The sequence below is a fragment of the Nostoc favosum CHAB5714 genome, assembly GCF_020829495.1.
GTDB classification, from domain to species: domain Bacteria; phylum Cyanobacteriota; class Cyanobacteriia; order Cyanobacteriales; family Nostocaceae; genus Nostoc; species Nostoc favosum.
On the sequence record NZ_JAIVFQ010000002.1, the window covers coordinates 37,220 to 49,798 of the forward strand.

Sequence of the window (12,579 nt, forward strand, 5' to 3'; positions counted from 1 at the left end):
GAACTAACTACCTACGGATGGATTTGACTTAAAATGAACCGCAAGCGATCGTAGTCGTCTTTAAGTAGCACACTCAAGCTACGTCCAGCTTTAATTAGCCATTCTCGGTCAGCTTTGCGTAACTGGTATATATCTCGAATGGCAGCTGCGGTCAAAGACTCTACTGGCGCACCGTTAATACAAAGGAGTGTCCGCAAAAAATCTAGTTCTTCAGTAAATTTAATGATTGCTTCTGGTTCGCACCGATAAACAGCTTGATGAATTTGCGGGGGACGGGGTGGTAGATACTGATATATTCTTTGGTTATAACCTCGATTCTGGGAAGATTGCTCAAATCCCACGATCACAGATCGAAATTCTGTTCTGAGCATGGCAAATATCTGGGGTTGTTCTTCGCGTAAGTCTTGCAAAGACAACCCCAAAGCTCTAGCCCGGTGTACGGAATCTATGGGCATAGTTGTGGCATAATATACCACAGCATAAACTTGATTGCCCGATTCTTCATCTACAGAACAGACCCAGCTACCAAAGGGTGGCATAGAGGGAAAGCTCAAATCTGGTGGTTCCAAACACTGAGCTAAAAATTCAGTACTAGTGGTTTCAATCACCTCCGCAATGTGGTTGGGATGGCGATCGTCAGTAGCAAACTGTGGTAGGGGGAGGCGCATGGGAGTGCTGAGTTAGGAGTTAAGAGTTAGGAGTGATGAGTTAAGAGTGAGGAGTGATGAGTTGAAGAATCATAATTCCTAACTCCTAACTTCTCACTCCTAACTAATCTCACTCCTAACTCCTAACTAAATATTATTTGGCTTTTTTACGTCCGGCTGTGGTTTCTACGAGTTCCAATTCGCTCAGACGAAAGGTAACTAATTTATCCCAGTTACCACCCTCAAATAATACGGCTACTTTGCCATCGGTCAGTCGTTGCACGAGTCCTTCGTAGCGATAATAGGTATCTGCGGGATTCTTGACGCGAACAGTTGCTCCAGGCAGAATCATGTTTTTAGCCTCGCTTGTTTCCTTTTAATAGCTTAATACTTCTTATTAGTCATTTGCCCTTGGCTCTTACAAATGACAAATGACTAATGACTAATGACGAATCAATAATACTTCTGCCTTTGGCGAAAATTTGCTACTGATTCTACTATTCCCAAGGAAATGAAGTTGGTCAGCATAGCAGAACGCCCGTAACTCATCCAAGGTAGCGGGATTCCTGCCACAGGCGCTAAACCAACTGTCATGCCAACGTTGACAATTAGCTGAAATACAATCATAGACAAAACCCCAATAGCCAACAAGGAACCAAAGTTATCTTTGGCGGTTTGGGCAACATGCAGTAGACGGAAGCAAATTAAGCAGAAGACAAACAGCACTACTAAACAACCAACAAAACCGAATTCTTCCCCCACTGCGGAAAAAATAAAGTCTGTATGCTGTTCAGGCACGAAATTCAGTTGCGTCATTGGCCCCTTAAACAGACCCCATCCCCAAATTTCACCAGCACCAATAGCAATGCGAGATTGGATTAAGTGATACCCAGCACCGAGTGGATCGTGATCGGGGTTCATGAATACAGTTAGCCGATCTTTTTGATACTCTTTCAAAATATGGTTCCAGGCGAAGACTCCTAATTCGCCACCCAGTATATTGAGAGTCCACGCACCAATAGCACCTAAACCAAATCGACGCCAGGGAAGAGTTTGCCAGCCCACAATAGCCATCGCAAATGACCAAACTATTCCTAATGGGCCAAAAGATAGTTCTTTGAATAAAACTATCGGCTCTGATAAAGGCCAAGATATACTAAACAAAATGGCGGCAACCACAGGAGAAATCATCAGAATTAACCAGCCTGGGTTAGCATTTGCCCAGTAAAGCATTCCTAAGACGATCGCACCAAATACCAGTGATGTTGCTAAATCTGGCTGCAAAAATACCAGTCCCCAAGGTATAGCAGTGATTGCCAGAACGCGGAAAACACCTTCGAGGGTAGAAGCAGTGCGCCTGTGTAGCAAAGCTGCTAAGGTGATGATCATGCCGATTTTGGCAAATTCTGAGGGTTGCACGTTAAAGCCGGCAATACTAATCCACCTCTGTGCCCCTTTAGCGCTAGTACCAGCAATCATCACGGCGATTAAGCTGAAGTTCGTTAGTGCATAAGTTACCCAGTGCCACTGCATCAAGAGTTCATAACGGACGCGAGCTAAAAACAGGGCTACAAGCACGCCGATACCTGCTACCATCCAGTGCCACCACCAGTCAGTTACTGGCTGCTTCAGTTCCGTACTGAGAATCATCAGGCCGCCAAAGATACTGATAACAATCGGCAAACAAAATAGTAGCCAATCTACATTCTGCCAGGGCTTAACCCAAGACTTCCAGCGAATTTTGGGGAGCGATCGTTTTAACAACATTGTGTAAGTTTAGACTTTAGCTTTAATTGTTGGGAATTGGGAATTGGGGATTGCGAATTGGGAATTGGGCATTGGTTATTTCCCCTCTACTTCCCCTGCTTCCCCTGCTCCCCCTGCTCCCTCATCTCCCTCATCTCCCTCATCTCCCTTATCCCCAATCCCCAGTACCTAGTATTCCCAAGCTATAGCCCAGGAAGAAGATAGAAATTAAAATTAATTATGTCAGGGCAGCAACTGATACTTTACCAGCAATGGTAAGAGCGATCGCTGTTAATGCTTTTGCCGAAGCTGAATCTGGATCACCAACAACTATTGGCACACCACTGTCACCGCCAACTCGTGTGGAAATTTCTAGCGGTACGCACCCCAAAAGTGGTACTCCCAATTCGGCAGCTGTTTTAGAGCCACCACCGGAACCAAATATGTCATACTGCTTATCTGGTTGATCGGGGGGTATAAAATAGCTCATATTTTCCACAATCCCTAATACCGGGACATTCATCTGCTGGAACATCCGCAATCCCTTGCGAGAATCTAACAGGGCTACAGTTTGCGGCGTGGTGACAATTACTGCCCCTGCCATCGGCACTGCTTGGGTTAAAGTTAACTGAGCATCTCCGGTTCCTGGTGGCATATCTACAATCAAATAGTCCAGTTCTCCCCATTGCACTTGATAGAGAAACTGGCGAATTACACCATTGAGCATAGGCCCCCGCCAAATTACTGGCTGATCCCGGTCAATCAAAAAGCCCATTGAAACTAATTTGACGCCGTGATTAAAAGCAGGTTCCAGGATGTCACCTGTTTCACTGGAACGCACAGTAATTTGGGCATCAGCCAGTCCCAGCATGGTGGGGTCATTAGGGCCGTAAATATCAGCATCTAGCAAACCGACTTTCGCCCCAGTTTGAGCTAGAGCCACTGCTACATTCACCGCCACCGTGCTTTTACCAACGCCACCTTTGCCACTGGAAACAGCAATGATATTTTTCACCCCAGAAATACCAGTGCGGTCAGGTAAACTTTTTTGTTGCGGTGTTTCTGCCGTCACTTCTATACTTACATCTGTAACACCTGAGAGTTTTTTGACCGCTTTCTTACAATCTTCGACAATAAATTCACGTAAAGGACAGGCAGGAGTGGTCAACACCAAAGTGAAACTAACCTTGCCACCGTCAATTTTTACGTTGCGAATCATATTCAGTTCCACCAGACTTTTGCGGAGTTCTGGGTCTTCTACTGGTCGCAACACTTCTAAGACAGAGTGAGAATCGAGGACATCGTACATAAAAATTCAAAATTAAAAATGAATAAATACACTTGTGGCGAACATCTTAGCTATTAACTGGATGCTTTCTTAAGTAAGGTCAGCTTAGTATTTTCACTGTCAATCCCGTAATAAAACTTAGCAAATTGCATTATCACCTAATAGAATCTTAACTTTCTTTGGGTATTGGGAATGGGTATTAGTCATTAGTCATTTGTCATTAGTCATTTGTTATTAGGCATAGGTTATTCTCCTTGTCCCCAGTCCCCAGTCCCCAGTCCCAGTCCCCAGTCCCCAGTCCCCAGTCCCCAGTCCCCAGCCCCCAGTCCCTAAAAATCCAAACAACTGTCATTAAGGGATTTTTTCTTACCAGATACCGTTGGCAATGCCGTCTTTTCTACTGCCTCTACTAAAGACCGTGCTACGCGGTCTGTATAAGGACGGGATAAAGACCAAATTAGGGGCGATAACCAACCCCGTAGTGTTACAGAATAAGACAAACAAGTACCACAAACTGTTGACTCTACTTGATAAGTCACCCGTTCCTCTATCCCAGGAATCGCCAGCACTCGGATACTCAGCATCTCCCTGTGATTGACGCGTTCCACAAAAATTCGGATGGGAATCGGCCAAAAGCGTGTTACAGCATGAAAAATCAATCCTGGCTTGGGTACTAATCCGTAGGGCACGTTAGTACTCTTAAGTAGTGGATGCCAGGAAACATCTGTTAAGTCAGCAACTTTTTGCCACAGTTCATCTACAGAAGCAGAACTTATCTCTCGATACGTCCGCACCAGAGAAGCGCAAAACCGACGACGTTTGCGGTGGATGAATTTGGATAACCAACCTTGCATTTTCCTAATCCTCCTCCTAGACACTTTCTGGTAACTCTGGTATTGTGGGCAACTACGCTCAAACCCTAATAGGACTTACGCAAAACTACACGCGCTCAGGGACAATACCCTGCGGCTACTCCGTTGGAGAACTCGTAGAGTAGCCGCTTTGCGTCTACATGAATTGCCCTAAGAAGAAAATCAGGGTTTCGACTATTGTTTGCGTAACTCCTGCCTAAATTAAAACTTTCTCAGAAATGCCCTAAACATAGCAAGCCTCTATTCGGTACAGAGCCTAACAGCTAACATAAGCAATATGGCAAAGAAGTTTTGAGCAGGCCAGTTAAACCCTTGATAATTCAAGGTTACGACTAAAGTCTAGTATTTATACCAGAATGTTCCAATTAAGAATTTCAAAAAAAACTCAGTCAATATACAAGCCTATACGCATTTGAGGGAAAATAACTCTAGTGATGCCCATCAATCGTATAAATGCTTAACCAGTAAGAAAAAGCGGGTTGGGCAAATAGAGCTTGATTGTTGGCGCGTGTTTCCCCCAAATTTTAAGATAAGAAATTTGTGGCTTTCTGGAAATTGTAATTTAGGTTCGGGAATCTATGTTGACCAACTCGCAAACACCAACTGTAGCAGCAGAATCATCCAAGTCTTTGCCAGCACCTGACGCTCAGACTAGAGTCAGTCAGTTTATGAAACAACTGCAAGACGAAATTACCGAATCATTGGCAAAACTAGATGGTGTGGCTAAGTTTCATGAAGATAGTTGGGAACGCCCAGAAGGGGGTGGAGGGCGATCGCGCGTGCTGCGAGAAGGTGCAATATTTGAACAAGCAGGTGTAAATTTTTCTGAAGTTTGGGGTTCCCATTTGCCAGCCTCAATTTTAGCCCAACGCCCTGAAGCAGCAGGGCATGGCTTTTATGCCACAGGCACTTCAATGGTATTACATCCTCACAATCCTTACGTGCCCACAGTTCATCTAAATTATCGCTACTTTGAAGCAGGGCCAGTGTGGTGGTTTGGTGGTGGTCTTGACTTGACACCTTATTACCCCTTTGCTGAAGATGCGGCACATTTACATAAAACGTTAAAACAGGCTTGTGACAAACACCACCCAGACTATTACTCTGTGTTTAAGCTGTGGTGCGATGAATATTTTTACCTCAAGCATCGTGATGAGACACGGGGCGTAGGTGGTCTGTTTTTTGATTACCAAGATGGTCAGGGTGCTTTATATCGCGGGCCAAATCCGAATGGGGAAGGGGCTATTCATAGCAACCAGGTGGGAACACCAGCAACCCGCAATTGGGAAGATTTATTTGCTTTTGTGCAAGACTGTGGTAGAGCATTTTTACCAGCCTATGTACCAATTGTAGAACGGCGCAATGGGATGGAGTATGGCGATCGCCAACGAAATTTTCAACTCTACCGCCGAGGACGGTATGTAGAATTTAACTTGGTTTATGACCGAGGTACTATTTTTGGTCTACAAACCAACGGACGCACCGAATCAATTCTCATGTCCCTACCGCCCTTAGTGCGCTGGGAATACGGCTATCAACCGGAACCCAATTCCCCCGAAGCCGAGTTGTATGAAACTTTCCTTAAGCCTCAAGATTGGATCAACTGGACACCCAAATAGTGCTGAGTGCTGAGTTAGGAGTTAGGAGTTAGGAGTTAGGAGTTAGGAGTTTGGAGTTAGGAGTACAGACGCGATTAATCGCGTCTGTACAGGAGTTATGATAATTATCCCGATCTTCCCCGACTTCCTCATCTCCCTCATCTCCCCACTCCCCACTATTTTGCTGAGTTAAACTACTAAAGTTAAGCACTTAGCAAAAAAAGGTGACAATTTTAGCTATAGCTTGTTAACCTCAAGTGGCAGCATTAGAAAATTCTGTAAATAGTTAATCTTAAGAAGAATGTCACGGGGAGGGCTTTAGTGATTCATATAGACCAAAAAACTTATACAACCCAAGACGGAAACACCGTTATTGTCCTGACACCAGCAGGTCGCCTAGATATTACCACTGCTTGGCAATTTCGCCTGAAGTTACAGGAGTGTATTTCCAAACTCAGCCGCCATGTAGTTGTAAATCTGGCTCAGGTAAATTTTATTGATAGTTCTGGTCTTACATCTTTGGTTGCTGGGATGCGTGATGCTGATAAAGTTAAGGGCAGTTTCCGCATCTGCAATGTACATCCAGAAGCCAAACTCGTGTTTGAAGTGACGATGATGGATACTGTCTTTGAAATCTTTGAAACAGAAGACGAAGCTTTAGAAGGTGTACCTCGTAGCATCGCTAGCTAAAAAAGAGTTAGGAGTTAGGAGTACAGACGCGATTAATCGCGTCTGTACAGGATTTAATTCAAAATTCATAACTTATAACTCATAACTTATAACTTTATGTTATTGAATACTGGTTTCGCTTGGTGTAGCGATAAGGCCCCATAATCGCTCCCCAAGTTGCTTTTCCAGTTGCTGGATCGATTCCTTTGTCATAGCTGTGAAATTCTAAAGCAGTAGCTTCAAAACCCAAGGAAACATTGATGCTATTGCCAAGATAAGTAAAGCTGCAACGAGTTTCTGGTAGTGGGGTAGCGGTAAACTTATAGCGATCGCCAGCTAGTGTTTCCTGAGTTACTGTTAGGATACAACCTGGTAGTAAATCTAATTGTTCGGATGTCAGTGTGTTAAGTAGAGCAGGGTTATTGCCTGCGCCTATTAATGCACCTGGATCTTGAGGCATGTAGTATTGTACTTCCAGAGATGTGTCATTGCTGCCCTGACGCAACCGCATAATTCGCTGGCGGTAAGGTTTATCTAGATTAACAAGGCTAGCCTGTTCGGCAAAGAGGGTGATGCTATCTTCTGTGAACAGATTAATTGGTCTTTGCCACAGCCGGAGGTGGACAAACCAAATTGGTTCTCCTATGGCTTGTTCTTGATTATCAAATTCACCAGCTAGATACTCACCCAAAGCAATTAACTGTGGCGAAAAGTTCATAAATGCGATAAACAAATCATTAAAAATAAATATTTTTGGCTAGTTTTTTAGAGGAAAGGGTCTTAATCCCCTGTGGCTACTAGCTTATAAAATACTTCTGATTTGTCTACATTGTAAATCAAACCGTCACCAGTCAAAAGCTAAACTTGGCAAAGTAGCCTTTAAGCGAGAAAATAAAGATACGTCGCCCTTAACATTTTCTTTGTGAACAACGTCCGTACTGTCTCTGATACAAAACGAACTTTTTACAATCTTCATACCCGTCCGATCAACACTATTTATCGTCGGGTAGTAGAAGAATTGATGGTGGAAATGCATCTGCTGTCAGTAAATATCGATTTTAGCTACAATTCAATTTATGCCTTGGGCGTCGTCACTACTTTTGACCGCTTCATGCAAGGCTATGAACCAGAACGGGATCAAGAATCAATTTTTAACGCCCTATGTCGGGCTATGGAACAAGATCCGCAACATTATCGACAGGATGCCGAAAGATTGCAAGCTGTAGCTAAAGGTTTGCCAGTTAAAGATTTAATTGGGTGGCTAGGCCAAACTACTTTTTTAGATCGAGATGGGGACTTGCAAGCACAATTGCAAGCGATCGCCAACAATCCTAACTTTAAATACAACCGTTTGTTCGCAATTGGTGTATTTTCGTTATTAGAACAGTCAGATCCTGAATTAGTCAAAGATGAAAAGCAACTCACGGAGGCGCTAAAAGCGATCGCTGCTGGCTTGCACCTTTCTGATGACAAACTCAACAAGGATTTGGAGCTATATCGTTCTAACCTAGAGAAGATGGCGCAAGCGCTAATAGTGATGGCAGATATGCTCTCAGCCGATCGCAAAAAACGCGAACAACGTAAACAACAATCAACTACCACCCTTGCTCCCCCAAGTTCCAACGAATAGTTAGGAGATGGAAGTGAGGAGTGATGAGTTATGAGTTAAGAGTTGTTAATAACTCTTGTAGAGACGCGATTAATCGCGTCTTAGTAGAGACGCGATTAATCGCGTCTCTTTTAATTTTAGACGCCCAATAATTTGTAGATTAAGCTGTTAATTATAGTCAGCGCAAATGCCCCAATAACGGCACTCCAAATACCGTAACGCAAGCGAAAGCCTTCTACTAACCAAGCAGCAATACTAAAACAAACCACGGCAATCATAAATGTGAAAATGCTGGATAGTAAGTCCAATGTGAGTAAGTTTGGTACTGCAAAAACGAGGCTTAAAATCGGTCTGACTATTGCCGTCACGATACCAAGCACTGCGGCAGAAAGGAAGGCTTTACCAGGAGTATCAATCTCAACTCCTAAAGGTAATTTACTAATTATCAACAGGCTAATAGCTGTTACTAACCAAACAATTAAAAGCGTAACGATATTCATGCCACAACCCCTGAAACGTGAATGGCAATTGGTGATAAATTACTTCAGTTTCTCGGTGAAAAAAATCTTTAAAGCTCAACCAATTATCTATAAATTAGCAGGAAATTTTTCTCTAACGGAATTTTATTTTAGATATCTTTAGGTTTGGGAAAAGTTTGAAGTGGAGTGGGGAGTGGGGAGTGGGGAGTAGGGAGTAGGGGAGGCAGGGGAAGTAGAGGGGAAATAACCAATGCCCCATGCCCCATGCCCCATGCCCCATGCCCAATGCCCCATGCCCCTATCTCATCTTTTGGGATTAGGTTGGGTTTGTTTAGGTGCTACAGGCGCTTGAGATGCTGGTGGGTTGGAAATACCAGGATTGATAGGGCTGATGCCTTGCCCCGTTGGAGGCTGAGTTATGCCAGGAAGGGGTACAGAATTAGGTGCTGAGGGAAATTTAGGGGCAAGATTCCCTTCGGGATTGATGCCTGGAAATGGTGCGGTTGTGGGTATTGGTGCTGCACCAGGATTGATTGGGAAAGAAGGAATATTAGGCTGGTTGAGTGAGTTTGTAGGTGGTTGAGATGGGCCAGGAATAATTCCCAAAGAAACGCGATCGCCTCCTACTTGCCGTAGCAAATCCAATGTCTCAATTACATCATTATAAGTTGCTGTCCGCGAAGCATTCAGCACCACAACGGCACTAGGGTTTGCTTGGAGATACTGTTTTAACCTCGCTCCCAAATCATCGCGTTGTACAGGCTGTTTTTCTATGTAAGTATTGCCAACGGCATCGATAGTTACAATCAGACTTCCACTCTGTGATGTTATTCCAGATACTGAACTGGCGCTGGCTTTGGGCAAATCAACATTTATTGCCTGTTGGCGCGTAAATTGTAATGCCGCTAATAAAAAAAACGTCAGAATACAAAAAACAACATCTATTAAAGGGATGATTTGAATTTGGACTTCTTCAATTGGGGTATGTAGATTAACTTTCATTTTCTCAATTTAAATGCCTAGTTCGGGGGTTGAATTATTGACTAATTAGGTGAATTCGGGGGTTCAGGAGGTTCAGGCAACCTAGTCTTTCCTGGCTTGCGGGGTGGAGTGAAATTTTCTCGCACAATTGCTGATGTACTATTACTAAAATCAGGGGGGGACTGGCGGTAAAGCAATTCCATCTCATTCCCTGCCTTCCGAAAAACTTTGACTTGATTGACTACAAAACTTTGAAATAGGCGGTAAAATACCAAACTAATAATGGCAACTATTAGCCCTGCTGCCGTACTAATTAAGGATTCACCAATACCAGTAGTCACCCCGGCGGTAGATTCAGTTCCTAAATCGCCAATCCGAATTGAGCGCAGGGACTGGATTAGACCCAAAACTGTACCTAACAATCCCAGCAGGGGCGCGAGGGCAATTACGGCTTCTAAAAGTTTTTCGCCCCGCCGCATTCCAGCTAATTCATCTTCGGCTGTGGACTCCAGTGCTAGTCGAAAGGTTTCCGCATCAGTTTTTGGAAAACGTAGAGGAGCATAGAGAAAACGCCCGACAGGCTGATGGCTTGCAAGTCTAGCAATGTCAGCAGCTTCTTGCCAATTATTCTGGGCAGCATCCAGGATGCGATCGACTATTTGCTTTTCCTGAGTCAAAATTCGTAACCAGAACCACAAACGCTCAAAAATCACACTCAAAGACAGAATTGAGAGAATAAGCAAAGGCCACATTGCTGGCCCGCCCTTATAAAATAAATCTAAAATATCCACTGTTTAAGTTTCCTCCCTCTATGACTAGAGCAAATGTGCTTAGGCATTTTAATTCTAGAGATTAATGCAAAATGAGGGACTTCCAAAATATAAATTTACCGAAAACCTAAAAAGACAGTGCAAGCATGGGGTATTTGACTTAGACTGCTGAACATTGGGATAAGGCAGGAGGCAGAAGGCAAGAGGCACGAGGGAAGAGGGTTTTAGTCTAGTTTTATTGTGCCAACTTACTTATACACGGGTGGACACTTAGCTAGTTTTCTTTGCCAGCCGAGATCAAATGTGAAATATTTTGGGAGGCATATCCTTGAGATAATCCTTTATCTTCCAATAGTGACAAAACTTTTTTAAGTTGGTTTTCAAGTTGCTGCTGACTACGAAAGTTAGCCAATAGCATTTTTTCAATGGGTTTAACAATCCGCCTCATTTGTTCCTGATTGAGTTCTTCATCTTTTGGGTCTCCTGTAATGAAACCATGAGTAATAAAGAGTTCACAACCATTAATGATCCCATTTTGAAATACTTGGTTAATTTGCACGTAATTTTCTGCGATAAATCGCTCATTACTATATTTTAAAATAATTGGTTCTAGTATATAAATTACTGAAATTTCTTCTGTATTTTTAGACATTAAACAATGCCTTACAATTAAATTATTTACAGTCTCAAATAACTGCTGATAAGTTAAAAATTGCTGACTGTCTTGTACTAATTCATTCCATAAGGCTGTATTGCGTCTGATACCTACCCAATAGATCAGATTTATTTCTACTTGTGAAAGTCTTTTAAATTGCTGATTTAAAAAACCAGTGGTTAATTCATCAATAACAGTTGTAACTTCACCATTATTTATAAATGGTGATATATCACCATTAAACACATTATGAATGCTTTGTATAATTCTTTTAAGTATCCACGGATTATTATAACGCTCACTAAATTTTTCTAGTTCAATATCTGTACCAAATAGACCTTCTGCACTTAAAAATTCTTTTACGTCTTTTTTCATAAGAGGTAACGATTTTTTGGAACAAACAAATTTTCCTTCTAATATTGCAATATTGTCAGGTTTTCTTCTACTAAGTAATAACAAAGAGCTTTTGTGGGATTCTTTAGCAACTCTCTCGACAAATACATTATACTTTGTATAATCTTCGCTATAATTGTCTATAATTTCCTCCCAAGCATCCAGCACTATTAAACATTTTTGATGATGTAAATACTGCATGAGTTGGTAAATATCGCCTTCTTCTTGTTCACCTTTAGATAAAAATTGCACCAGTCTATTCAATATCTTTTTAAATGGTGGTGCAGATTCTAGAGAAACCCAGAGTAAGCGATTATATTTGTCAGCAATCCTATCTACTAAATGGCGAACTAAGGCGCTTTTTCCAATTCCCCCCATTCCGTGAATAAGGACTAATCGACAACCTTTTTGGATAAGCCATTGCTGAAGTTCAGCTAATTCTTGGGTACGTCCATAAAAATTAATAGGAGGGGGTGCTTCGCTCAAATCTCTATTAGCATCTGCTTCATTTTCTGCTATATCTTCCCAGTTCAAGTCCAAAACTTGACAAAAAGTCTTAAAAGTAGAGGCAGTAATACGTTCCTTTGCTTCCCGAAAGCGTTTCAAAGTAGCTGATGATACAGCACAATGGTCTTCTGAAACATTATCCCAGTTTTTATCTGGTTGTAAAATCTTACTTGCTTCTTGAAGAAATATTTCATTCATATCTGAAGCACTTGCAATCGCCGTTCCATGTTTCAGAATTAGCCTCTTCCAGGCTTCCTTGATAAGTTTTTTTCCCTGTTGAGAGGCTTTGAGAGAAAAGCGTTCAGGCATAAATTTCAAGTTTATGTGAAAAAATTACATTCTTACATTGACAGTTTGTACGTCTT

15 protein-coding genes are annotated in these 12,579 nt (G+C 42.5%); 4 read left to right on the top strand and 11 right to left on the bottom strand.

Annotation, left to right across the window (positions count from 1 at the left end; all coding sequences use genetic code 11):
- Positions 1 to 11: 11 nt before the first annotated feature.
- The 3 genes from LC586_RS01740 to rodA all read right to left on the bottom strand — a co-directional run bounded on the left by LC586_RS01740 (position 12) and on the right by rodA (position 2,414).
- The gene (locus tag LC586_RS01740; RefSeq protein ID WP_229482665.1) at positions 12 to 668 is read right to left on the bottom strand and encodes an HAS-barrel domain-containing protein; all 657 of its coding nucleotides are present in this window, start codon (positions 666 to 668) and stop codon (positions 12 to 14) included.
- Positions 669 to 801: 133 nt separating this feature from the next.
- Complete coding sequence (locus LC586_RS01745) at positions 802 to 999, bottom strand: NAD(P)H dehydrogenase subunit NdhS (protein WP_100898602.1); 198 nt, start codon at positions 997 to 999, stop codon at positions 802 to 804.
- A 101-nt stretch (positions 1,000 to 1,100) separates the two neighbouring features.
- The gene (gene rodA / locus LC586_RS01750) at positions 1,101 to 2,414 is read right to left on the bottom strand and encodes a rod shape-determining protein RodA (RefSeq protein ID WP_229482666.1); all 1,314 of its coding nucleotides are present in this window, start codon (positions 2,412 to 2,414) and stop codon (positions 1,101 to 1,103) included.
- Positions 2,415 to 2,457: 43 nt separating this feature from the next.
- Here rodA and LC586_RS40480 point away from each other — a divergent pair, with 43 nt between their 5' ends.
- The gene (locus tag LC586_RS40480; protein ID WP_267921637.1) at positions 2,458 to 2,586 is read left to right on the top strand and encodes a hypothetical protein; all 129 of its coding nucleotides are present in this window, start codon (positions 2,458 to 2,460) and stop codon (positions 2,584 to 2,586) included.
- Between the two features lie 45 nt (positions 2,587 to 2,631).
- Here LC586_RS40480 and LC586_RS01755 read toward each other — a convergent pair whose 3' ends face one another.
- Positions 2,632 to 3,702: an Mrp/NBP35 family ATP-binding protein gene (locus LC586_RS01755; protein ID WP_229482667.1), complete on the bottom strand. Its 1,071-nt coding sequence runs from the start codon at positions 3,700 to 3,702 to the stop codon at positions 2,632 to 2,634.
- Positions 3,703 to 4,010: 308 nt separating this feature from the next.
- Entirely contained in the window at positions 4,011 to 4,535 is a 525-nt protein-coding gene (locus tag LC586_RS01760) for an SRPBCC family protein (protein ID WP_229482668.1), read from the bottom strand.
- A 596-nt stretch (positions 4,536 to 5,131) separates the two neighbouring features.
- On the opposite strand from LC586_RS01760, the gene hemF reads away from it, so the two are divergent.
- Entirely contained in the window at positions 5,132 to 6,172 is a 1,041-nt protein-coding gene (gene hemF / locus LC586_RS01765) for an oxygen-dependent coproporphyrinogen oxidase (protein ID WP_229482669.1), read from the top strand.
- Between the two features lie 28 nt (positions 6,173 to 6,200).
- Here hemF and LC586_RS01770 read toward each other — a convergent pair whose 3' ends face one another.
- The gene (locus LC586_RS01770) at positions 6,201 to 6,362 is read right to left on the bottom strand and encodes a hypothetical protein (protein ID WP_229482670.1); all 162 of its coding nucleotides are present in this window, start codon (positions 6,360 to 6,362) and stop codon (positions 6,201 to 6,203) included.
- Positions 6,363 to 6,472: 110 nt separating this feature from the next.
- Here LC586_RS01770 and LC586_RS01775 point away from each other — a divergent pair, with 110 nt between their 5' ends.
- On the top strand, positions 6,473 to 6,841 hold the full coding sequence (locus LC586_RS01775; RefSeq protein WP_114083376.1) for an STAS domain-containing protein: 369 nt from the start codon (positions 6,473 to 6,475) through the stop codon (positions 6,839 to 6,841).
- A gap of 94 nt (positions 6,842 to 6,935) precedes the next feature.
- Here LC586_RS01775 and LC586_RS01780 read toward each other — a convergent pair whose 3' ends face one another.
- Positions 6,936 to 7,538 (bottom strand): chromophore lyase CpcT/CpeT, encoded by a 603-nt coding sequence (locus LC586_RS01780; protein WP_229482671.1) that lies wholly within the window; start codon positions 7,536 to 7,538, stop codon positions 6,936 to 6,938.
- 204 nt (positions 7,539 to 7,742) lie between these two features.
- Between LC586_RS01780 and psb29 the strand changes: the two genes are divergently transcribed.
- The gene (gene psb29 / locus LC586_RS01785; RefSeq protein WP_229482672.1) at positions 7,743 to 8,450 is read left to right on the top strand and encodes a photosystem II biogenesis protein Psp29; all 708 of its coding nucleotides are present in this window, start codon (positions 7,743 to 7,745) and stop codon (positions 8,448 to 8,450) included.
- Between the two features lie 116 nt (positions 8,451 to 8,566).
- Here the strand turns inward: psb29 and LC586_RS01790 are convergent, their stop codons facing one another.
- The 4 genes from LC586_RS01790 to LC586_RS01805 form a co-directional block, all read right to left on the bottom strand.
- Positions 8,567 to 8,929 carry a phage holin family protein gene (locus tag LC586_RS01790; RefSeq protein ID WP_118165339.1) on the bottom strand — a complete coding sequence of 121 codons (363 nt, stop codon included), beginning with the start codon at positions 8,927 to 8,929 and terminating at the stop codon, positions 8,567 to 8,569.
- Positions 8,930 to 9,211: 282 nt separating this feature from the next.
- Positions 9,212 to 9,910, bottom strand: a complete 699-nt coding sequence (locus LC586_RS01795) for an ExbD/TolR family protein (protein WP_229482673.1) — start codon at positions 9,908 to 9,910, stop codon at positions 9,212 to 9,214.
- Between the two features lie 41 nt (positions 9,911 to 9,951).
- Positions 9,952 to 10,680 carry a MotA/TolQ/ExbB proton channel family protein gene (locus LC586_RS01800; protein ID WP_229482674.1) on the bottom strand — a complete coding sequence of 243 codons (729 nt, stop codon included), beginning with the start codon at positions 10,678 to 10,680 and terminating at the stop codon, positions 9,952 to 9,954.
- Positions 10,681 to 10,933: 253 nt separating this feature from the next.
- Complete coding sequence (locus LC586_RS01805; protein WP_229482675.1) at positions 10,934 to 12,523, bottom strand: NB-ARC domain-containing protein; 1,590 nt, start codon at positions 12,521 to 12,523, stop codon at positions 10,934 to 10,936.
- Positions 12,524 to 12,579: the final 56 nt, after the last annotated feature.